Origin of the sequence: Nonomuraea montanisoli, from assembly GCF_013363975.1 — a bacterium.
Taxonomy (GTDB): Bacteria; Actinomycetota; Actinomycetes; order Streptosporangiales; family Streptosporangiaceae; genus Nonomuraea; species Nonomuraea montanisoli.
Genome location: NZ_JABWGN010000011.1, coordinates 104633 through 125843, shown reverse-complemented (window position 1 = coordinate 125843; position 21211 = coordinate 104633). Strand labels below are relative to the sequence as shown.

General features: G+C 73.1%; 19 protein-coding genes. 9 read left to right on the top strand and 10 right to left on the bottom strand.

Annotated elements, in window-relative coordinates; all coding sequences use genetic code 11:
* The 6 genes from HTZ77_RS28115 (at nt 1) to HTZ77_RS28090 (ending at nt 4647) form a co-directional block, all read left to right on the top strand.
* On the top strand, nt 1-456 hold the full coding sequence (locus HTZ77_RS28115) for a DUF6113 family protein (RefSeq protein ID WP_175592713.1): 456 nt from the start codon (nt 1-3) through the stop codon (nt 454-456).
* A 9-nt stretch (nt 457-465) separates the two neighbouring features.
* On the top strand, nt 466-969 hold the full coding sequence (locus HTZ77_RS28110) for a flavin reductase family protein (protein ID WP_328808806.1): 504 nt from the start codon (nt 466-468) through the stop codon (nt 967-969).
* Between the two features lie 266 nt (nt 970-1235).
* Nucleotides 1236-1991 (top strand): hypothetical protein, encoded by a 756-nt coding sequence (locus HTZ77_RS28105; protein WP_175592712.1) that lies wholly within the window; start codon nt 1236-1238, stop codon nt 1989-1991.
* 320 nt (nt 1992-2311) lie between these two features.
* The gene (locus HTZ77_RS28100) at nt 2312-2719 is read left to right on the top strand and encodes a hypothetical protein (protein ID WP_175592711.1); all 408 of its coding nucleotides are present in this window, start codon (nt 2312-2314) and stop codon (nt 2717-2719) included.
* 133 nt (nt 2720-2852) lie between these two features.
* A complete protein-coding gene (locus tag HTZ77_RS28095; protein WP_235995266.1) occupies nt 2853-4079 on the top strand; it encodes an MBL fold metallo-hydrolase in 1227 nt (408 codons plus the stop codon).
* 52 nt (nt 4080-4131) lie between these two features.
* Nucleotides 4132-4647 (top strand): BRCT domain-containing protein, encoded by a 516-nt coding sequence (locus HTZ77_RS28090; RefSeq protein WP_175592710.1) that lies wholly within the window; start codon nt 4132-4134, stop codon nt 4645-4647.
* Between the two features lie 11 nt (nt 4648-4658).
* Here the strand turns inward: HTZ77_RS28090 and HTZ77_RS28085 are convergent, their stop codons facing one another.
* The 9 genes from HTZ77_RS28085 to HTZ77_RS28045 all read right to left on the bottom strand — a co-directional run bounded on the left by HTZ77_RS28085 (nt 4659) and on the right by HTZ77_RS28045 (nt 17933).
* Nucleotides 4659-5546 (bottom strand): hypothetical protein, encoded by an 888-nt coding sequence (locus HTZ77_RS28085; protein WP_175592709.1) that lies wholly within the window; start codon nt 5544-5546, stop codon nt 4659-4661.
* Nucleotides 5547-5640: 94 nt separating this feature from the next.
* The gene (locus tag HTZ77_RS28080) at nt 5641-8175 is read right to left on the bottom strand and encodes a penicillin acylase family protein (RefSeq protein WP_175592708.1); all 2535 of its coding nucleotides are present in this window, start codon (nt 8173-8175) and stop codon (nt 5641-5643) included.
* A 167-nt stretch (nt 8176-8342) separates the two neighbouring features.
* On the bottom strand, nt 8343-9581 hold the full coding sequence (locus HTZ77_RS28075) for a cysteine--tRNA ligase (RefSeq protein ID WP_175592707.1): 1239 nt from the start codon (nt 9579-9581) through the stop codon (nt 8343-8345).
* Between the two features lie 51 nt (nt 9582-9632).
* A complete protein-coding gene (locus HTZ77_RS28070) occupies nt 9633-11480 on the bottom strand; it encodes a sigma factor-like helix-turn-helix DNA-binding protein (RefSeq protein ID WP_175592706.1) in 1848 nt (615 codons plus the stop codon).
* A gap of 52 nt (nt 11481-11532) precedes the next feature.
* The gene (locus HTZ77_RS28065; protein ID WP_175592705.1) at nt 11533-13353 is read right to left on the bottom strand and encodes a UvrD-helicase domain-containing protein; all 1821 of its coding nucleotides are present in this window, start codon (nt 13351-13353) and stop codon (nt 11533-11535) included.
* Nucleotides 13354-13359: 6 nt separating this feature from the next.
* On the bottom strand, nt 13360-15594 hold the full coding sequence (locus HTZ77_RS28060; RefSeq protein WP_175592704.1) for an ICP22 family protein: 2235 nt from the start codon (nt 15592-15594) through the stop codon (nt 13360-13362).
* 153 nt (nt 15595-15747) lie between these two features.
* Nucleotides 15748-16524, bottom strand: coding sequence for a class I SAM-dependent methyltransferase (locus tag HTZ77_RS28055; RefSeq protein ID WP_175592703.1), 777 nt, complete (start codon nt 16522-16524; stop codon nt 15748-15750).
* Between the two features lie 100 nt (nt 16525-16624).
* Nucleotides 16625-17686, bottom strand: a complete 1062-nt coding sequence (locus HTZ77_RS28050) for an ABC transporter substrate-binding protein (protein ID WP_328808805.1) — start codon at nt 17684-17686, stop codon at nt 16625-16627.
* A 16-nt stretch (nt 17687-17702) separates the two neighbouring features.
* The gene (locus tag HTZ77_RS28045) at nt 17703-17933 is read right to left on the bottom strand and encodes a putative acetyltransferase (RefSeq protein ID WP_175592702.1); all 231 of its coding nucleotides are present in this window, start codon (nt 17931-17933) and stop codon (nt 17703-17705) included.
* A gap of 104 nt (nt 17934-18037) precedes the next feature.
* On the opposite strand from HTZ77_RS28045, the gene fdxA reads away from it, so the two are divergent.
* The 3 genes from fdxA to HTZ77_RS28030 all read left to right on the top strand — a co-directional run bounded on the left by fdxA (nt 18038) and on the right by HTZ77_RS28030 (nt 20302).
* On the top strand, nt 18038-18364 hold the full coding sequence (gene fdxA / locus HTZ77_RS28040) for a ferredoxin (RefSeq protein ID WP_175593000.1): 327 nt from the start codon (nt 18038-18040) through the stop codon (nt 18362-18364).
* A 120-nt stretch (nt 18365-18484) separates the two neighbouring features.
* The gene (gene dapC, locus HTZ77_RS28035; protein ID WP_175592701.1) at nt 18485-19555 is read left to right on the top strand and encodes a succinyldiaminopimelate transaminase; all 1071 of its coding nucleotides are present in this window, start codon (nt 18485-18487) and stop codon (nt 19553-19555) included.
* A 105-nt stretch (nt 19556-19660) separates the two neighbouring features.
* Nucleotides 19661-20302, top strand: a complete 642-nt coding sequence (locus HTZ77_RS28030) for a DUF4178 domain-containing protein (RefSeq protein ID WP_205303701.1) — start codon at nt 19661-19663, stop codon at nt 20300-20302.
* A gap of 72 nt (nt 20303-20374) precedes the next feature.
* On the opposite strand, the gene HTZ77_RS28025 is transcribed toward HTZ77_RS28030, so the two are convergent.
* Nucleotides 20375-21205: a hypothetical protein gene (locus HTZ77_RS28025; RefSeq protein WP_328808804.1), complete on the bottom strand. Its 831-nt coding sequence runs from the start codon at nt 21203-21205 to the stop codon at nt 20375-20377.
* Nucleotides 21206-21211 lie beyond the last annotated feature (6 nt).

The following is a 21211-nucleotide window of genomic DNA, read 5'->3' as shown; positions in this document are numbered from 1 at the left end:
ATGGAGGATCGCGAGCAGGCCGGTGCGGTGCTGTTCGACACCGAGGAGCCCGGGCGGCCCGGCTCGGCGCTGGGCGGCGCCGTCTACGGCATGTTGTTCGTGCTGGGGCTCGTCATGGGCGTCGTGGGCGGGTTCACCCAGGCGGCCTGGCACGTCGGCGCCGTCCCCGTCGCGGCGGTCGGCTGGCTGCTGGCGCTGTTCGGCGTCTGCCTGGGGGCCGGCAGGATGCTGCGGACCCGGGTCGGGGCCGCGGTGACAGCCGCCGGGTGGCTGCTGGTGTCGATGCCGTTCTCGGTCCAGCTCTCGTCGGGCGACCTGGTCATCTCCAACAGCCCGGCCGGCTACGTCTACCTGTACGGGGGTGTCCTGGCGGCCGCGGCGGCCTTCCTGCTGTCGCCGACGTCGTCGCGCGGTTCCTGGCTCCTGCGCGGGCACGTTCCGCGAAAGCCGACGTAAAGTACATCCGTGCACCATGGTTCCCTCAGCCGGCCCGTGGACCAGCGGACGTACCGGAAGGTCGTCGGCAAGTTCGCCACCGGCGTCGCGGTCGTCACGACCCGGCTCGGGGACGTGGATCACGCGATGACGGTCAACTCGTTCACGTCCGTCTCGCTGGAGCCGCTGCTGGTGCTCTTCTGCGCCGAGACGGCGGCGCGCTTCCACGCGGCGGTGCTGGAGGCCGGGGTGTGGGGGGTCTCGGTGCTGCCGGCGTCCATGGAGGACGTCTCGCGCTTCTTCGCCCACCGCGGCCGGCCGCTCGACGCTCCGCTCTCCCGCTGGCCCCACCACCGCTCGCCGTCGGGGGTGGTGCTGTTCGACGGGGCTATCGCCACGCTGGAGGCCAGGACGACGGCGGTCCATCCCGCGGGGGACCACTCGATCATCGTCGGCGAGGTCACCCATCTGGGCACTCCGTCCGACTCCGCCCCCCTCCTTTACCACAACGGCCGGTACGGGACTTCGCGCTGAGTTCGTGGTTTTTCTTGCTTTTACGGCGGAGCACGGGAGGGCCCGGACGCCGCACGTGGCTCGGCTCTGTCCAGGGGCACGCTCCTCCAGCGCGCGGGGCGGGGCGCCGCGACGCGCGCGACGTCGGCCGGGGCCGTGGTTTCCACAGAGCCCGGCGCATGCGAGAGCCCGGCAGGCGGCTCGCGGTCGAGGCGAGTGGCTTGCCGGGCTCTGACGTGGCGGGATCGGCCTGAGGATCGCCCGGGCCCGCCTATTGGGGTGGGGTCGTGGTCGGCTGTGTGGTCGGCTCCGGTGTGGGCGGCGTCGAAGGGGGTGCCTCCGACGGCGGGTCCGACGGCGGGTCGGACGGCGGGGCCGTGGTCGGTGGGCAGGTGGGGATCGGCTCCGGCGGGGCCGTGGGCGTGGCGGTGGGCGTTTCCGTGACGGTGGGCGTGCCCGTGGGCGTTTCCGTGACGGTGGGGGAGACGGGGTCGGCCGGTGGCGTGGTGGAGGTCGGCGTCGCGGGCGGCTCCGGGGCCGAAGTGTCGGTCGGCGGTGTCACCGCCGTGGGCGTGGACGTCACGGCGACGTCCGACGGAGCCCCGGGAACAGGCGTCTCCGGCGTCACCGGGACGGGCGGCTCCGTGGACGGCCGGCACATGAACGTGACCGTCGCCGTCACCGTCTCCGCCGGTGCCGTCACGGTGACCGTCTGGGCCGGCGCCGTCGCCGTGACGGTCGACGTGACCTGCTGCGTGGCGCCGCTCGCCGTCGTGGTGACCGTCACCGTGTCGGCGGGCTCGGGGGTGGCCGTGACCGTCGTGGTGGGGTTCGCCGTGGGGGTGGCCGTCACGGTGCGCGTGGGCCACGGCAGCGCCCGCGCCTTCACCTGGGGCTTGCCCCGCACCTTGTACGTGCCCTTGCCGAGCTTCTTGCTGGTCTGTCCGGCGCCGGTGGTCACGGGCAGCTCGGTGGTGGCCGTCCTGCACGACCTGCCCTTGCAGACCCGCTGCTTGACCGTGAAGCGCGCCGCGCCGTCGTAGGCGATCGAGACGTTCAGATGAGAGACGCCGTCCTTCTTGACGACCCTCGTCTTCGCGGTGTACTTCCCGACCGTGGGGGTCGGCGTCGGCGTGGGAGTGGGTGTGTGGGTCGACGCGACCACGACCCGAAGAGGGGGATCGGACAAGCCCAGGGGATCAGTGGATGAGGTCTGGGTGATCGCGATGCCACCGGCACCGGCCAAGGCCAGCGCACCGAGCAGCGCCCCCAGCGTCATTAATCTCATAATCCTGCTCTCAGGGGAGATTTCAGGACCCAGATCATTATTCCGACTTGTCAAGATTGGTCAAGGCTGAGACGCATGAACGGGCGCTACCGGTTCCGGCGGGTGGTGAACTACGTCAATCTCTCCACTCCGCTCGGTCTTCTCATCTCCGTCATCGGCGGAGCCAGCAGGCAGTCCGGGCCCAACGGGCTCATCCTCGCCCACGGCTACCGTTACCGCTTCCCCATCGCGGGCGCGTTCACCGTCGGCAACGTCGTCCTCACCCGCCGGACCGAGCTGGACGAGCGGCTCATCCTCCATGAGGGCCGGCACGCCACCCAGTGGGCCTGGTGTGTCGGGCTGCCGATGCTGCCGCTGTATCTGCTGTCCATGCTGGTGTCGGTGATCGTGTGCGGGCATCAGGCCTCGTACAACGTCTTCGAACGCCTGGCGGGCCTGGACGACGGCGGCTATCCGCGCGCGCCCCTGCGCTGGCGCAGGTGAGAAGCGGCATAAGTGACTGATCCGTCACCCAGGGCAGGGGCGGATCATGACGAAGTCTCCCAATCCACCGCGAAAGTGGCCAGATGGCTTCAAGGATCGACTTACGGCCCCCCTCCCCGCCTACCGCGAACTGTTGAGCGTCACCTGGAACGGCGGCGTCCGGCCCTGCCTCGGTGACGCCGACCTCATCCCGGTGCGCCGCCAGGGCGGCCTGCCCCGCCCGGAGGCCGGCCGGACCATGGTGACGTGGGTGGGCCACTCCACCTTCGTCGTGCAGATCGGGGGGCTGACGATCCTCACGGACCCCGTCTGGTCACGCAAGATCCCCGGGGTGCGGGGTCGCCTCACTCCTCCCGGAGTGGCCTGGAGCGACCTGCCGAAGATCGACGCCGTCGTCATCAGCCACAACCATTACGACCACCTGGACGCTCCCACGGTCCGGCGGCTGCCGCGTGACACGCCGATGTTCGTCCCGGCCCGGTTAAAGCCCTGGTTCGACCGGCGCGGGTTCACGGACGTGACCGAGCTGGACTGGTGGGAGTCCGCGACCGTCGGCGGGGTCACGCTCGACTTCGTCCCCGCCCATCACTGGAGCCGGCGCGGCGTCTTCGACACCTGCAGGACGCTGTGGGGCGGGTGGGTGATCGGCCGTTCCGTCTACTTCGCCGGCGACACGGGGTACGGCGAGCGGCTGGCGCAGATCGGCGAACGCTACCCGGGGCTCGACCTGGCGCTCATGCCGGTGGGCGGGTACGACCCGCACTGGTTCGCCAAGGCGGCCCACGTCAACCCGGCGGAGGCGGTGCGCGGCTGCCTGGACGTGGGGGCCCGCCGGATGGCCACCATGCACTGGGGGACGTTCGTGCTGTCGAGCGAGCCGTTGATGGTGCCGGTGGAGCAGGCCCGCGCGGAGTGGGAGGCCCACGGCCTGGCCCGCGAGGACCTGTGGGACCTGGCGGTGGGGGAGTCCCGCGCCTTCACCCCCGCGTGCGCTCCCTCTCGCGAGCCGGCGGAGGACAAGGTGCCTGTGCCGGTCCCCGCCTCGCGTCGTGAACCGGCGCGGGAAGCCGGGCGGCGGCGTGACCGGGAGGCGGCGCGCCGGCCCGTCCGCGAGGTCGCCACGGCCCGCGCCTCGGCGGCCCACCGGGACGCGAGCGTGCCCGCCTCGGCCCGTGTCTCGGCGGCGCATCGGGACGCGAGCGTGCCCGCCTCGGCCCGTGTCTCGGCGGCGCATCGAGACGCGAGCGAGGAGACCACGTCCGGGGCCTCGGCGGCGCACCGGGACGTGCGTGAGGAGGCCACGTCCGGCGTCTCGGCGGCGAGTGAGCGGATGGGAGCCGGTGAGCCGGTCGGCGGGTGAGGCTGGGAGATCGATCGCGGATCGTCGTAGGGGGCGCCTCTCCTGCCCAGCTATGGATCTTCGAGGCAAGACCTTCGTCCTGGCGGGCGGATTCCGCGGGCAGCCGGCCGCGAAGGTGAAGATGCGGCTGCGGAGGGCCGGGGCGAACGTCGTGGACGAGGTGTCGCCTTTGGTGGACGCCGTGTTCGAGCGGGACGACGTCTACCCGAACGAGCGCGTCAGCGAGGCGGAGCGGCTGGGCGTGCCGGTGCTGCCCGGCGAGGAACTGCAGGCCCTCCTCGCCCTCCGGCGTCGGAGGCCGGGCGCGTCCGGTTCCTTCCCCGGGCCCGCCGCCCTGGAAGCGGTGCGGGACGCCCCCAGAGGATCGCCCATGAGCCCGCCCGCCGCACCTCGCGCACGGCCCTGGCCCTGGCCCTGGTGGCCTCCACGCGTTCCTGCTGCCCAGGCCGGGCCGGGAGACGGCCATCGCCGTCGGGCGCGCGTCGTGACCGGCGCGGCTTCCGGTTCGACCGCCGCACCGCCACCGGAACGGGCGGTCCCTTTCAGCCGGAACCAGGAAACGGGCTGAGGCCCTGACGGTCACGCCGTTCGGGGGGCTTCTTCGCGGTCGTGGCGGAGCCCCCGCGCGCCCCCGGCGGAGGCGAGCCGTCCCCTCGTCAGCCGCGGCCACAACAGGGCGGCGATGGCGACCGTGGAGACGGTGCCCGCCGACAGGACCGAGGCCGTCGCCGGGGCGGCCGCCGTGACGCCCGCCAGCGACAGGCCGCACACCACCCCCGCCACCACCGCGTACGCCCCCAGCGCCAGCCGGACCAGGCGCAGCCGTTGCCCCTCCTCGGGCAGCGCGCGGCCCGCGAGCAGGGCCAGCGCCGGCAGCAGCAGGATGCCGTGCATGAGCACCGCGTGGGCGGGCTTGAGGGCCGCGGCCACCGTGTAGGCCGTGTCCTGGTGGCCCGTGCGCGCCTGGGTCACCCCCTGGGCGATCATGACGGCGCCGAACGCCATGGCGGCCAGCAGCGTGCCGAACCCCGCTCGTACGGCCAGCAGCACGCTGGGCGCCACCCCCGGCCGCCGGCGCGACACCGCCACCGTCGCGCAGATCGTCACCACGACCAGCACCATGCCGCCCGCGGCCAGGGTCGCGCTCACCAGCGAGTCGAAGCCCGTCGCGAAGTTGAAGTGCGACGGCACCCCGCGCCACGCCTGCATCGTGATCAGCGTCAGCTCGACGGCGGACGCGGCCGTGAACACGCCGACCAGCGCGGCGCGCGGCCGTGGGCGCAGCCCGGCCAGCCCGGTCACCCAGGCCAGCGTCGCCACGCTCAGCCCGAACGACACCCCGAACGTGAACGGCTTGCGCCACGACACGGGGCCGTCCCACGGGCCGCCGTCGATGAGGAGCAGGCCGAGATGGGCGAGCCCCGCAAGGACCATCACCGCGGCGATCGTGTACCAGAGCCTGTTCATGCCTCCATGGTGCGGAAGGCGAGGGCTCGGGCGCGTCAACCCGAGGGCTGGTTCCGCGATACGACCAGGGTCGTACGGGCCACAGACCCGCAGCTCACGGGCGGAGGCGGAGCGTGTGGACCGCAGACTGCCGCACCGACTCCAGCTTCGACCGCATCGGCGTCAGCTCGCCCCTCGCCCACGTCTCCGCCTGGTCCCAGTAGTTGGCGTGGAAGGCGTGCCCCGACGCCCCCGTCAGGTTGATCCACTGGGACTTGTCCAGGTCCGCCAGGTCCACCACCATCCGCATCGACGGCACCGACGTGACCTCGTACCCCTTGCCGACGTTCCAGCCGGTGGCGTCCACCGCGTCCTTGCCGCCCGCCACGCTCAGCGGCCCCCGGTTGAACAGCGCCTCCACCGGCGCGATCCCCGAGGTGCCGAGCGAGGCGTTGGTGAGCGTGAGCCGGTGCAGGTCGCCCCAGCGCCAGGCGCGGACGTCGGAGCCGAGCGCCTCGGACACCTCCTGGTACGCGTCGGCCATCGCCTGCCGCAGGATGTCGTCGCGGGTCTCCCGGAAGCCCTTGGTGGTGGTGTCGTCCCAGAACGGGTCGTCGGGCGAGTCGAGCAGCCGCCGCACCACCACGTACCACCGGTCGCCGCCGCTCGGGCGGGCTGCCTCGGGCAGGTCGTCGTCGAAGGCGTCGCTCAGCAGGTGACGCCAGACGGCGTTGAAGTAGGCGGCGGGCGCGGAGTCGGCGCCCTGCGAGCCGTCCCAGCCCTTCAGCAGGTCCCGCGCCTGTACGGCGGGGCCCGCCATCCGCACGTCCATGAGCGCCGGGACCAGCGTCTCGGCCAGGCCGTTGCGGGTGTCGCGCTGGATCGCGGCCATGGTGGAGGCGTCCACGTCGCCCTTGGCGGTCGCCTGCCTCAGCCGGTCGGTGATGCGCTGCGAGCGATACCCGTACGACCAGTCCTTGGTCAGCAGCGGCTGGTAGCGCCGCGGGTCGATGACGGCGTTGTTGGCCGTGACGATGTAGCCCTCGGCCGGGTTCTCGACCGACGGGAGCTGGTCGTACGGGATGGGCGCCGTCTTCCAGTCGTACTCGCCCGTCCAGCCGGGCACCGGCCAGGTGCCGTCGCCCTTCTCGCGCACCGGGATCCGGCCGGGCGCCTGGTAGCCGATGTTGCCGGAGGTGTCGGCGTACACGAGGTTCTGCGCGGGCACCTCGAACAGCGCCGCCGCGGCGCGGAACTCGTGCCAGTCGCCCGCCTCGTTGAACGCGAAGATGGCGTCGGCGGTGCGGCCGGGCATGAGCGCGGTCCACTGGAGCGCCACCGCGTTCGCGCCGTCGGACGGTCGCACGTCGCCCATGACCTCGTTGATCAGCGGGCCGTGCCTGGTGGAGCGCACCTCGATGGTGACGGTGTCGCCGCCCGCGACCTTGATCTTCTCCTGCCGCTTCTCCAGCTTGACCCGCTCGCCCCGGTACAGGTACGTGTCGCCCGACACCTGCTCCAGGAACAGGTCGGCCACGTCCGGCCCGAGGTTGGTGAACCCCCAGGCGATCTTGTCGTTGTGGCCGATGACGACGCCGGGCACGCCCGAGAACGTGAACCCCGTCACGTCGTAGGAGCACCGCTCCGACAGCTCGCGGCAGTGCAGCCCCGCCTGGTACCAGACCGACGGCATCGCGGCGGACAGGTGCGGGTCGTTGGCCAGCAGGGGCTTGCCGCTCCGGGTGTGCTCGCCGGAGACGACCCACGAGTTCGAGCCGATGCCGTCGCGGTCGGCGCCGCTCATCGTGCCGGGCACGGCGTCCAGCGTCCGCGCGGCCTGGGCGAGCGCGGCCGCGGCCGGCCGGCGCGGGCGCGTGCCCTGGCCGCGGCGCGGCGAGGCCGTCTGGTCGAACTGCTCCTGCCGGATCGCGCCGCGCGTCACGATCGGCGCGTGCTCCTCGAACGGATATCCGGGGTGGAGCTGCTCCACCCGCTCGCGCGGCAGCCTGGTGAGGGCGAGCGCGCGGTCGATCTCGTCCTCCATGTTCGAGCGCAGGTCCCAGGCCATGGCCTTGAGCCAGGCGACGGAGTCGAGCGCCGTCCACGGCTCGGGCTTGGCGTCGACGCCGGTCAGCTTGAGCACGGAGTATTCGAGGCTGCGGTCGGAGGCGTTGGGGTTGGCCCTGAGCCAGGCGTTCACGCCCTTGGCGTACGCGTCGAGGTAGCGCCGGGTGCGCTCGGACAGCTCGGACAGCTCCTGCTCGGCCACCCTGCGCCAGCCCATGGTGCGGATCGCCTTGTCGCTGTCGAGCGTGGCCTTGCCGAACAGCTCCGACAGCCGCCCGGCGGTCACGTGCCGCCGGAAGTCCATCTCCCAGAAGCGGTCCTGCGCGTGGACGAATCCCTGCGCCATGAACAGGTCTTCGGAGGTGTCCGCATAGATCTGCGGAATTCCGTACTTATCGCGATAAATCTCTACATTGCTCGCTAAGCCGGGCAGCCGCAGCGACCCGTCGACCTGGGGGTACGACTTGCGGACGGTGTGGACGACGACGCCCGTCAGCACCAGCGCGAGGGCGAGGAGAACGGTCAGCGCCCGCGCCAGCCAGCGCAACGGCCACGGCAGCCAGGCGTAGGGCCTCAACCTCACGAAAACCTCCGATCCTCCGCGTCCTCCCGCGCCGGACCCTTAGTCTGACAGGCCCCGATCACTCCTCTCGCCCGCTTGCGGCCGGGTTCCGGAGGAGCTGGAACCCCGGCGTCACCGGGCATTCATTCATGATCACGTTCTGTGGGGGACAGGCCCGGGAGGGGGCATCAGGGGGTCCGGCCGATGTCGGCGGACAGGTCGAGCCCCAGCACCTGGTCCACGTGCAGGAACGTCTCGAACCGCGCGCCCGGCGACACCGACGCGTCGTCCTCCAGCTCCCGCAGCACCCGCAGCGCGCCCCGAGTGTCGAGATCGTCGTCGAACGCGGCCTCGACGCGCTTGACGTACTCGGCCGCCATGGGCGCGCTGGGCGACTCCGACCACCGCGCCACCCGCGCCCGCCAGTGACGCACGGCCCGGTCGGCGGCGCGCAGGGCGTCCCAGGTGAGTTCGATCGGCCGCCGGTGATGGTGCTCCAGGAACGCCATGCGCACGGCCAGCGGGTCCAGCCCGGCCTCCACGACGCCCGACAGCGACGTCCCGCCGGACAGCGACGTCCCGCCGTCCGCCTCCGCCTCCGCCTCCACGACGCCGTCCGCCGAACCGCCGTCCGCCGAGCCGCCGTCCGCCGAGCCGCCGTCCGCCGAGCCGCCGTCGAACGACACCTCCGCCGTGCGAACCCAGTGCCGCACGACCTCCTGACCGGCCGCCGCGTCGCCCTGCGCGCGCTCACGATCGTCGTACGCGCCGCCACTCACGTGGACGTCCACCCGGCCGCGGAGCAGCCCCAGCGCCACGGCCGAGCACGCCACGTGCGGTCCCGGCACGCCCCGTCCCCAGGGGGACTCCCAGGACGGCTCCGTGCCGGCCGGGCGCCACAGCACCCAGTCGCCGGGGGAGCGCCGCCCACCGGCCTCCTCGCCGTCCTCCGGCACGCCCGCAGAGAGGCCGGGGTACGTCCCGGCGTCGAAGAAGACCGGCCCGCCCGGCGCCGCGTACGCGTGCCCTCTCTGCACGAGCGCCTCGACGAGCCGCACCGCGAGGGGGACGGTCTCGTCCGGGAGCGGCGCGTGCTCGGCCGGCCGGACGTTGAGGTCGGCGGCGTCCCGCTCCCCAGCCTCACCCGGAGAACCGCCGCCTCCCGAAAAGCCACCCCCCGAAAAGTCCGGAGAGCCGCCGTACGAAGGCAGGGAGCCGCCCGGCGCGAGGCCGCGCGGCCGGCAGGCCAGCACCCGGACACGCCCGCGTTCGAGCACCCGCCTGATCAGGTCCGCCACCAGGAGCGGCCGCAGCTCGCCGAGACGGGGCCGCCCGTCCACGGAGGGCACGCACGCGTACGTCCGCAGCGCCCGCCCCACCGCGAGCTCCCCGATGGTCCCGGTCCGGCTGTCGTGGATCCGCAGCATGGCTCCGAGCCTAACCGGGCCGCCCCCGCGAACCGCTCGCGAGAACGGCGGTCAGCCGCCCAGGAAGCCGAGGATGTCGCGGTCGCCGCGCTCCCGCAGCCGGGCCAGCACCTCGTCACGCGTCGCCGTGTCGGGCAGCCCGACGCGGGCGCCGATCAGCCGCAGCCCCTCCGCCTCGGAGGTCACCGGCGCGGTGTAGCCGATGAGGTAGAGCGCCCGGTTGAGCGGCGGCATCGCCACCGGCGCGGCCGGCAGGTACCGCGTCAGCAGCTCGCCGCCGTCGGAGACGGTCAGGAAGACGTGGTCGCCCTCACCGGCCTTGAAATCGGCCAGCACGTTGCGGATCGATCCCATGGTCGGCTGGTTGTGCCAGCTCACCACCACGTCACCGGACGGCGTCGAGGCGGTGAGCTGCCCGCCGGGCGCCATGCCCAGGTAGGCGGCGAACCCGGTCGGCAGCGGCGAGCCCGACCCGCGCAGGTGCTCGGCGTTGACGTCCACCCGGTGCCACCACCGCCCGTCGCGGCTGCGGAAGCTGCGCCGCGTCAGCGAGACGTCCTTGCGCGGCTGGTACGGCTCGGCGGTCCCGCCGGCCGGGGACGTGCCCGCGACCCGGATCCACCCGCGCTGGGTCCGCTCGAACCCGGGGCCGCCCGAGTAGGCCCGCACCGAGCTCTCGCTGACGTCGTAGCGCGAGGTGAGGTTGGTGACGATGGTGCTGACGGACGCCTCGCCGCCGGCCCGCTCGATCTCGCGGGCGATCATCTCCCGGATGCCGAGGTACTCGTCGCCGCCCCACCTGGTCAGCCCGTACTTGTTGCGGTCGACCCGCAGGAACCGGTCGTCGGCGGTGAGCTGGTTGCGGATGCCGACGAGGCTGTAGTCCTCGCCGATGCGCTCCTGGATCTCCTCGGGCGACAGCGGCTTGCCGGCGACGGCCAGCACGGCCTCGGCCTTCTCGTTGATGCTGCGCGGCCACGGCACGACGTGCTGCTCCAGCACGCGCAGTTGCGGCACGGACTTGATCCAGCGCTCGGCGACGTCCTCGCGCACGCCGAGCTGGGCGACCATGGTGACGGCCTCGGCCAGCGGGCGGGGCCCGTCGGTGAAGAGCTGGCGGGTCTTCTCCCGCAGCTCCTCGGCGCCGCCCGCGACGAGCCAGCCCTCGGCCTGCTCGTAGCCGGTCAGCAGGGTGCGCACGAACCTCCAGGCGGGGATGCCGAGCGCGCGCAGCTCCGCGCGGTGCCACGGCACGGCCGCGGCGAGGTCGTCGGACGGCACGGCGGAGCCCAGCCGGCCGCGCAGCCAGGTGACGTGCGCGACGAGCGGCACCGCGTCGGGTCCGCCGAGCCACGCCTCCACGTGGTCGCGCAGGTCGCGCTCGATCTGCCTGATGCGCTCCCGGGTGACCGAGAAACGCTGCGCCAGCTCGTCGAGCGTGACCCGCTGGGCGGCGTAGAGCCGGTCGCGGGCGATGGCCCGCTGCCGGTCGTCGAGGGACCGGAAGAGGCCGTCGATGAGGTCGGGCAGCGGCTTGTCGCGCCGGGCGGGCGTCGCCGGGGCGTCGGCGACGGGTTCGAGCAGCCGCTCGAACACCCCGCCGAACAGTTTCTGCACCACGTCCTTGCCCAGCATCTCCGGCGTGCGCTCGGCCTCGGCCGGGTCGGAGAAGCGCAGCAGCGGCAGGATGTCGCCGAGGATCAGATGGCCCCAGCAGGCCACGGCGAGGTCGGCGAGGTGGCCGGCGACGCCCTGGGGGCCGATGACGGCGCAGGCGCGGTCGAGCGGGATCGCCTGCCACCACGCCTCGGGCAGCTGGGGATCTTCCGCGATGGGCGCGACCTGACCAGGAGAGGTCCAGCGCACGGGTGGCGCGAGGTCGCTCAGGCTGAGATTCATTCGGGTCCAACCAACCGGCAATGGGAAGATATCCGCAGTTCAGACTATGTGTTCAGAACGACAGAAAAGGGCTGCCTCTTCCGGAGTGCGAGACGTAAAGGATCGACCTGGCCCGGGTACAGGCCACGTACAGCATGCCGCGTTCACGCTGGAGCGCGCGGGCTCTCGCGGCGGGATCGTCGGGCGGCGTCTCGGGCACCACGCCCTCGGACACGCCGATGACCGCCACCCGCTCGAACTCCAGCCCCTTCAGGCCCTGGAACGTCGAGACCCGCACGTCCCGGTCGCCCAGCGCCCGCCGGGCGGCCCGGACCAGGGCGGGGGTGCGGGCGGCCACCGCGATCCCGCCGGGCGGCACGCCCTCCTCCAGCCAGGCGCCGACGGTGGCGGCCAGGCCCGCGAGCTCCGCCTCCGGCGACTCGTACGCCAGCACCACCGGCCGCTCGCCGATCCGCTCCGCGTGCAGTCCGTACAACGGGGACATGCCCTTGACCAGGCCGTCCACCGGACCGCCGCCCCGAAGGCGCACCGCGAACGACAGCACCTCCTGCGACAGCCGGTAGGAGACCCGCAGCGTGCGCTGCTCGGCGGGGATGCCGAGCGCGCCGAGCGCCACCCGTGTGTCGGTCACCCGCTGGTGCGGGTCGCCGAGGACGAACAGGTCGTCGTGCGCGTGCGGCGCCGCCGCCCGCAGCAGCCGCCACTGCGCCGGGCTGTAGTCCTGCGCGTCGTCCACGACGATGTGCCGGTACGGCTTGCGTCCCGGGTCCACGTCGTCGAGCAGGTCACCCGTCGCCCGCGACAGCAGCCGCAGCGCCTCGTCGGTCAGCTCGGCCAGCGTGCGCGCCCCGGGCCCCATGAGCGCGGGACGGCGGCCCTCGGCCTCGCTGACGATCCGCATGGCCAGCCGCTCGGGGTTGCCCACCTCGACCCGCTTGCGCACGGTCTCGTCGTCGATGAGCGTGTCCAGCCGGGCCGCCAGGTCCTCGCCCAGGCTCTGGGAGAACGTCACCAGCAGCACCGGGCCCTTGCCCCGGGCGGCCAGATGCGCGGCCCGGTGCAGCGCCACGAGCGTCTTGCCGGTGCCCGGGCCGCCGATGACCAGCACCGGCTGCTCGTAGCGGCCGGCGCGGGCCAGCCGGTGCTGCGGCGGGCGCAGGAACGTGCACCACTCCGGCGCGCCCAGCACCCGGTCCAGCTCCACCTTGTCGGCGACGAACACGGCCCGGTCCGGGCTGCGGCACAGCGCCGCGTGCAGGTCCTCGGTGTCGATCTGGCGCGGTTCCTCGTCCACGGCGCGCCAGCCGTCGAGCTCCCGCCACGCCTCCGACAGCGACCCGCCGCGCGCCAGCGCCGACAGCGGGGCGTGCTGGGTGGGCGGCAGGAAGGGTTCGAGCGCCTCCACGTCCGTCTCGGCCGTGATCAGCCGGACCAGGGGCAGGGCGCGCACGTCGATGCCGAGCGCGAGCAGGTCGCCGTCGCAGATCGGGTCGAACAGCCGGGTGGCGCCCGCCGACCGGCGCAGCGCCGGCTCCACGCGTTCGAGCGCGTCGGCGTCCCACTCCTCGACCACGCCGAGGACCGGGTTGATCCCGTACCGGTGCCGGCGGGCGTGCGACCACGCCTCCGCGTCGGGCAGCACCGTGCGCAGCCAGTACACGTCCCGCTGCCGCACCACGACCCCGCGATGCCCCTCGCCCAGGCGCAGCGTCGCCACCCGGGCGTCCCGGGCGCCGCGCACCCGCTCGGGATGGGGCCCGCCCGCCACGTTGAGCAGGAAGCGGCGTAACGCGACCACGGCGTCCCTGCGCACCGGCTGTGCCAGTGCGCTGAGCCGCCCGGGGAGCCCGGGGCCGATCGCGAGCCGCGGCACGGCGCCTCAGTCCAGCAGGGCGAGCAGGTCGCGGTCGCCGCGCTCGCGCAGCCGGTTCAGCAGGTCCGGCAGGGCCACGGGGCCCGTCAGGCCGATCCGGGTGGCGATCACCCGGGCGGCCTGGTCACGCGTGCCGCCCGGAGCGGTGTAGCCGACCAGGCGGAGCGCCTTGGTGATCTTCTCGGCGCCCTGCGCGGCGACCGGCAGGTGCCGGGCCCGCAGCACGCCCTCGTCCGACAGCGTGAGGAACAGGTGGCCGCCCTCCTTCGCGCCGACGTCCACCAGCAGCCGTTCCACCGACTCCATCACCGGCCGGCCGTGCCAGGTCATCGTCAGCTCGCCCGCCGCGCTGCGCACCGTGCGCGTCTCGCCGGGCGAGAGCCCCAGGTAGGCGGCGAACCCGGTCGGCAGCGGGCACTCGCCGCCCGCGAGCTGCTCGGCCGTCACGTCCACGCGCAGCCACCATCTGCCGTCCGGCTGGCGGAAGCAGCGCCGCGTCTGGGAGACGTCCTTCAGTGGCTGGTACGGCTTGCCGATCTGCTGCTCGCCGCCCCGGGGGACGTCGTGCTGCACGGGTACGGGCTCGACGGCCGGGGGCTCCTCGGCGGCGGGCTGCTCGGCGGCGGGCTGCTCGGCGGCGTCCGGGTGGTGCTCGCCGGAGCCGCCGTTGCTCTGCCCGGCCGGCGGCGCGGCCGGGGTGAAGGCGTGGAACACGGACGGGCCCGCCTTCCCGGGCGGCCCGGGGGGAGCGGCCGGCGCGCCGCCGGCGGCGTGCGGAGGTCCCTGCGCGGGCCGGGCCGGCAGTGTGGCCAGCACGACCTGCCAGGCCGGCACCTCCAGTGCCTTGATCTCCTTGGTGTGCCAGGAGGCGGCGCCGATCAGCTCGTCCCGCGGCGCGGCCGGGCCGATCGTCCTGCGTAGCTCGTCCAGATGCGCCCGGAACGGGGCCGCCTCGTCGCTGCCCAGCCACCGGTCCACGAGGGCGCGCAGCCCCGCCTCGGTCTCGACGATCTCGGCGGGCGGGACGGCGAACAGCTTGGCGAGCTGATCCACGGCGGACGGCTCGTCGGTGAACACGCGGTTCTGGGCGACGGCCCAGCTCTTGTCGTCGAGCCCGGCGAAGGCGGCCTCGATCAGGTCGGACAGGTCACGCTGCGCCGCGGCGGCCGCGGCGTCCTCGGGCTCGGGGGCGCCGTCGGGCGCGGGCTCCGGCTCGACGAGCTCCTCGTCGTCCTGGGTGTCCTCGGCGCGGGCCTCCTCGGGCTCCTCGTCCTGAGCCTCGGCATCCCCGGCATCCCCGGCCTCCTCGGCTTCCCCGGCGTCCTCGGCTTCCCCGGCGTCCTCGGCTTCCCCGGCCTCGTCGGCCGGTGCGCCCTCAGCGTGCTCGGCCTGCGCGTCGCCGACCTCCGGTGCCTCCGCCTGCTCGGCGTCCTCGCCCTGGGGCCGCGCGTCGTCCTCAGACCGCGCGCCCTCGGCGTGCTCGGCTTCGGCGTCCTCGGCCGCGTCCTGACCACCCTCGGCGTGCTCAGCCCCGGCGTGCTCGATCTCGGCACGCTCCGGCTCGTCGGAGTCAGCCTCGGCCTGGCCGGGCTCGGGCTCGGCGTCCTCGGCCGCGGCCGGACCCGGCTCGGCGTGCGCGGCTGCGACCTCGTCTCGCCCGGCCTCGGCGTCGTCCGGCTCGCCCGCCTCGGGCGCCGCCTCAGGCTCCGGCTCCGGCCGGTCCACGGCCTCTGGCGCGTGACTCACGGCGGCCGCAGAAGGGGCGGCCACGGACGGGGCGGCGAACGCGGCGGGCGCCTCGACCGCGTGGGCAGAAGGCACCGGAGGGCCCGACGGCACGGGGGACAGCCGGGCGAACACCGCCGAGAACAGCGTCCCCAGCACCGCGCGCGCCTGGATGAACGGCTGGTCCACCAGCTCCCGCCCGGTCAGCGTGAGCAGCCCGGCCCACGAGCCGGCCCGGTCGAGCGCGATCGCGACGTGCGGCTCGTCCGCCTCCTCGGGGTCGAGGACGTGCAGCGCCGGCAGGACGTCGCCCACGGCGGCGGCGGGCCACTGCTCCAGCGCGACCTCCGTGAGCAGCTCTCCCAGCGCCTCCGGCCCGATGACCGCGAGGACGCGGGGCAGCGGCAGGCTGCGCCACCAGGCGTCCGGAAGGTCCGGCTGCCCGGTGAGCAGCGTGATCGTGGACGCGTCGCTCCACCTCAACGGTGGTACGAGGTCGCTCAGGCTGAAGTTCATCCCGTTCCGTTCACCGGCCCCTCACGCCGCCGTGTCGTCGCAAAGGCTCGTCAAGCTCATCAAAACGTGCGTATCGCGGTGCGGGCACAGTCTCACCGCCCACGGAACAGACCATAGTCCGGCAAAACAGCCCTACGCATCATGGACTACGCATCAGCGCCGGACAGCGGCGAAGCGTAGACGCACGTAATCCGCCATCCAGCCGGTCTCCCTGCGCAGCGCGGGAGCGGCCAGCTCGTTGACCCGCCCGAGCAGCGGCGCGACGACCTCCGGAGGCAGGCCCTCGATGACCGAGGAGGCGAACATCCGCACCCAGTCGGCGGCCCCGCCGGGGCACTCGTCGAGAGGCGTGGGGCGGTCGAAGTACTCCAGCAGCCGCACCACGAAGCCCTCCTGCTCCAGGCGGCGGGCGTACTCGGCGGGCGTGGGGAAGTACCAGGGCAGGTCGGGCTCGCGCAGTCCGTACTCCCGCCAGGCCGTCAGCATGGCGGCGGTCAGCTCGGCGCAGTTGCCGGCCCCGCCCATCTCGGCGACGAACCGGCCGCCGGGGACCAGGGCCTCGCGGACATTGGCGATCACGGTGGCGGGGTCGCGGCTCATCCAGTGGAGCGCGGCGTTGGAGAAGACGGCGTCGTACCCCTGGACGACGGTGAAGTCGTGGCCGTCGCCGACGATGAAGTCGATGCCGGGGTGCTGCGCGAGCGCCTTCTCGATCATGGCGGGGGAGCCGTCGATGCCGAGCACCTCGGCGCCGCGCGCGGCGATCTGCGCGGTCAGGACGCCGGTGCCGCAGCCCAGGTCGAGCACGCGCTCCCCGGGCCGCGGGTCCAGCAGGTCGACCAGGGGAGCGCCCTGGGTGGAGACGTAGCCGAAACTGCCGTCGTAGGCGCGACTGCTCCACCGCTCCAAGCTCGGTGTGTCATATCGCAAGACGATCAGCTCACATTCTCAGACATCGGGCCCCCGTGGCCGTGCTGCCCGTTCACTTTAGAGGCTGAGCGTCGCTATGACATACCAAGTCACATCGGTCTCACCGGACGCTCTTTGTCCATTCTCTCTTCAGATAGGACTTTCCAGCGTCGGTTTGCGGGATCGTGAGGAGAACCGGCGGGCCGGGCGGCACGGGCAGCTTGGCGCCCATCTGGGTGTCCAGTTTGCCGTGCATGAGCATGGCCTCCGCGCGCGCCGGCCGGGCGTACCCGCGCAGCAGCAGGTTCTGGCCCTCGTCGGAGAACAGGAACTCCTCCCACAGCCGGGCCGCCGCCGGGTGCGGCGCGTTCTTGTAGATCGCCTGCACGTGGTACGAGCCGAGCGGCGCGTCCTTCGGGATGACCACCTTCCACCCGTCGGGGCGCTGGGCGGCGCGGCGGGCGTTGACGTGGTCCCAGGTCACGATCACGTTGGCCCTGGCCGGATCGGTGAGCCGTCCGGCCTGCCCGAGCTTGCCGAACAGCTCCACCCCGCGCCGGACGTGCGGCGTGCCGCGCTCCAGCGAGGCCGCCATGACGCCGTCGAAGGCCGCCTCCGAGCGCAGCGGGTCGCCGTCGAGCGCGACCGTGTAGCCGGGCTTGGCGAGGTCGGCGAACGAGGCGGGCGCGGGCACGCGCGGGTCGTAGCCGATCGACATGTACGACCCGTAGGCGGCGTACCAGGAGCCGGACGGGTCCTTGACGTCGTCCGGCACGTCCTGCCAGCCCGCCACCCGGTAGGGCGCGAACCGGTTGGCGTGGGCCACCGCGACGTCCAGGGTGAGGTCGAACACGTCGGGCCTGAGCTGCGAGGCGGCCTGGATCTGCCGGGCGCTGCTGGCGTTGGGCTCGATCTCGTTCACCTTGACGCCGTACTTCTCGGTGAAGGTGGCGATGAGCCCGCCGTAGTTCATCCAGTCGTGGGGCAGCCCGATGACGTTGAGTGAGCCCTCCTGGCGGGCCGCCGCCGCGAGCCGGTCCATGTCGCCGAAGCCCTCTTTCAGCGACAGGGCCCGCACGTTCACCGGCGGGAGCGGCTTGGACGGCGTGCTGGTGGTGGACGACGCGCCGCACCCGGCGCTGACGAGGATGGCTGCCGCGGCGGCACAGATACGTACGGTCACACGGCGATACTCGCCGTTACGAGCGCCCAGGTCGAGGAGGCGCGGCCGGTACGACACGGGCCGCCACCAGGCTCTCCTCGGGGATCTCCACGATCGTGCCGTCCTTTTTACGCACCCGCAACACGCCGTGCTCCCACGACTCCAGCACACCCACCGCGTCGCGGAACCCGCCGGGAACCCGCCTGCGCGTGGTGATGCGGGCGCCCACGTCGGCGCTTGTGACGGTGATCACGAGGCGAGCGGCCATGACTTTGCCACCCTCCGTTTCGGCCAGCCGACAAGCACGGCAATACTAGGGCCTAGCAAACCGCGGTCAGATTCAGCCATGTGGCGGAGAAGAAGGAGCTCGAGGTGACCTACGTCATCGCGCAGCCGTGCGTGGACGTCCTGGACAAGGCGTGCATCGAAGAATGCCCCGTCGACTGCATCTACGAGGGCGAGCGCATGTTGTACATCCACCCGGACGAGTGCGTGGACTGCGGCGCGTGCGAGCCGGTGTGCCCGGTCGAGGCCATCTTCTATGAGGACGACCTTCCCGAGCAGTGGAAGGACTATTACAAGGCCAACGTCGACTTCTTCGAGGACCTGGGCTCGCCCGGCGGCGCCTCGAAGGTCGGCAAGATCGAGAAGGACCACCCGGTCGTCGCGGCGCTGCCCCCGCAGGGCGAGGACCACTAGCCGCCGTACGTCGCGGGTCGACCGGCCGGGCCCGGCGCGGCGGCGTGCTCCGGCGCCCTGGCGCGCCGGTTCGACGACGTGCCCGCGGTCCCGCGGCGCATCACCGAGACCTGGAGTTCCGTGAACAACCTGCCCGACTTTCCCTGGGACAAGCTGGAGCCCTACAAGGAGCGCGCCCGCGCCCATCCCGACGGGGTCGTCGACCTGTCGATCGGCACCCCGGTCGACCCGGTGCCCCGGGCGGTCCAGGACGCGCTGGCCGGGGCCTCCGACAGTCCCGGCTACCCGCTGACCCACGGCACCGCGCGGTTGCGCGAGGCCGCGGCGGGGTGGTTGCGGCGCAGGCACGAGGTCACGGTGGACCAGCGCGACGTGCTGCCGCTGATCGGCTCCAAGGAGTTCGTGGCCTGGCTGCCGACCTATCTCGGCGCCAAGCGGGTGGTGCTGCCCGAACTGGCCTACCCCACCTACGACGTGGGCGCGCGGCTGGCGGGCGCCTCGGCGCTGGCCTCCGACGGACTGCTCGCGCTCGGCCCCGAGCGTCCCGACCTGGTGTGGATCAACTCGCCGGGCAACCCGACGGGCCGGGTGCTGCCGGCCGAGCACCTGCGCAAGGTGGTCGCCTGGGCCCGCGAGCGCGGCACGATCGTGGCCTCCGACGAGTGCTACATCGAGCTGGGCTGGGAGGAGCGCCCGATCTCCATCCTGCATCCCGACGTCTGCGGCGGCTCCCACGAGGGGCTGCTCGCCGTCCACTCGCTCTCCAAGCGGTCCAACCTGGCCGGCTACCGAGCGGGGTTCGTCACGGGAGACCCGGCGCTGGTCGCCCGCCTGCTGGAGATCCGCAAGCACGCGGGCATGATCATGCCGGCTCCGGTGCAGGCGGCGATGGCCGCCGCGCTGGACGACGACCGGCACGCCGACGAGCAGCGCGAGCTGTACGCCTCGCGACGCGCGCGGCTGCGGCCCGCGCTGGAGGCGGCGGGCTGGCGCGTCGACCATTCGACAGCCGGTCTCTACTTGTGGGCGACGAACGGAGAAAAGTCGTGGGATCAGGTCGGCAAGCTCGCTGAAATCGGTATTTTGGTCGCGCCGGGTGAATTCTACGGATCGGCTGGTACGCAGCACATCCGCGTCGCGGTGACCGCCACCGACGAGCGCGTCGATGCGGCGGTACGCCGGCTCCAGTAGGATCCCGACACAGCCCGTCACCCCCGGCGGGCGCGCACACGTTAATAAGGGCGTTCGCCGAGACAGACCGCGAGTGGAGCGAGCTGATCTATGAGCATGACCTCCATGGTCGTACTCGGACTGAGCATCGCCACCGTCCTCCTGCTGCTGGGGGCCTTCCTGGCCACCCTGCGGCAGGACAGGAAGGGCCGCACGGCCGAGCCGCCGGTCGAGGTCGCTCCCCTCGAGACCCCGCTGCCGGCGCCGGTGGGCGTGGTGGGGTATGCCGGATCCGACTACGCCGACCCCCGCACGCTCAAAGTCGGCGACGGCATCGAGGTCCACGGCTCGCCCGCGCGCGTGCTGGGCGCCATGTACATCTCGTGGCAGGGCCAGGAGTGGACCGAGTTCCTGTTGCGCGACACCGCCCGCCGCCGTCAGTGGCTGTCGGTCGAGACGCGCCAGGGTGATCCGCCGCACCTTGAGGTGTTCATGTGGACGGAGGTGCCCACCCAGGGCATGGTCCCGGCCAAGAGCATGATCGTCATGGAGGGCGTCGAGTTCTTCCCGATCGAGCGCGGCACCGCGGCCTTCCGCAGCGAGGGCGACACCGGCCTCCCGGAGCGCGGGCTGCTCGACTTCGCCGACTACCGGGCCTCCGACGGCAGGCTGCTGTCGTTCGAGCGCATCCAGGGCGGCTCGTGGACGGCCAGCTACGCCAACCCGCTGGCCCCCGGCTCCATCGCCGTCGTCAGCCGCGCCCCCTGAGCCCGCCCGGTCGGCGCCCCCTGAGCCCGCCCGATCGGCACCCGGGGCCCCGTGCCGCGTGAGCCCGCCCGGCTACGACAGCTCCACCCGGGTGGCGCCGGACTTGTCGCCGGTCGTCCAGCCCTCCGCCTTCGCCTCGTTCTTCCACACCGCGCCGCCGAACCCGACGCGGGTCAGCCCGTACTTCTGGGCGTACGCGACGGACCAGGCGGCGATCAGCCACCCCCGGCGCGTGCTCGTGACCGCCGGGTCGCCGAGGGCCCGCGCGAGCTGACGGCGCGCCTCGGCGGTCCTGGGCTTGGGCGGCGCCGTCTGGCCCTTGGCCGGCGGATACCAGCAGTGCAGGGCGCGCGGCACCCGGCCGGTGAACGCCGCGGCGAGGATCTTGGCGTTGTCCTCGTGCGGGGCGTAGGCGTAGCCGCCCGCCGAGCGCTGCACCTCCTGGGCGGCGTCGGCCAGCGGGATCTTCCGGTAGTTCTTGACCTTGACCAGCGCAGCGAAGAACCTGTTGGTCGCGTAGACCGGGTCCATGAGCTGCTTCTTCCTGCCCCACCCCTGCGACTCGCGCTGCTGGAACACCCCGACCGAGTCGAGGTCGCCGTAGGCGAGGTTCCTGAGCTTCGTCTCCTGGAGCGCGGTGGCGTACGCGATCACCACGGCCCGCTCGGGCAGCCTGCGGCGCGCCGCGACGGCGGCGATGGTGGCCGCCATCTGCGCCTGCTCGATGTCGAGGCTGAGGTCGTCGCCGGGGGTGGAGGCGCGGACGACGCAGTACGCCTCCGGGATCGCCAGCGGCTGCGGGACCTTCTTGAGCAGGTTGTACAGGCCCACGGAGATCGCCACCGCGAGCACGACGACGATCGCGGCGATCGTGATGACACCGCGGGAGAAGCGGACGCGCACTCTGGA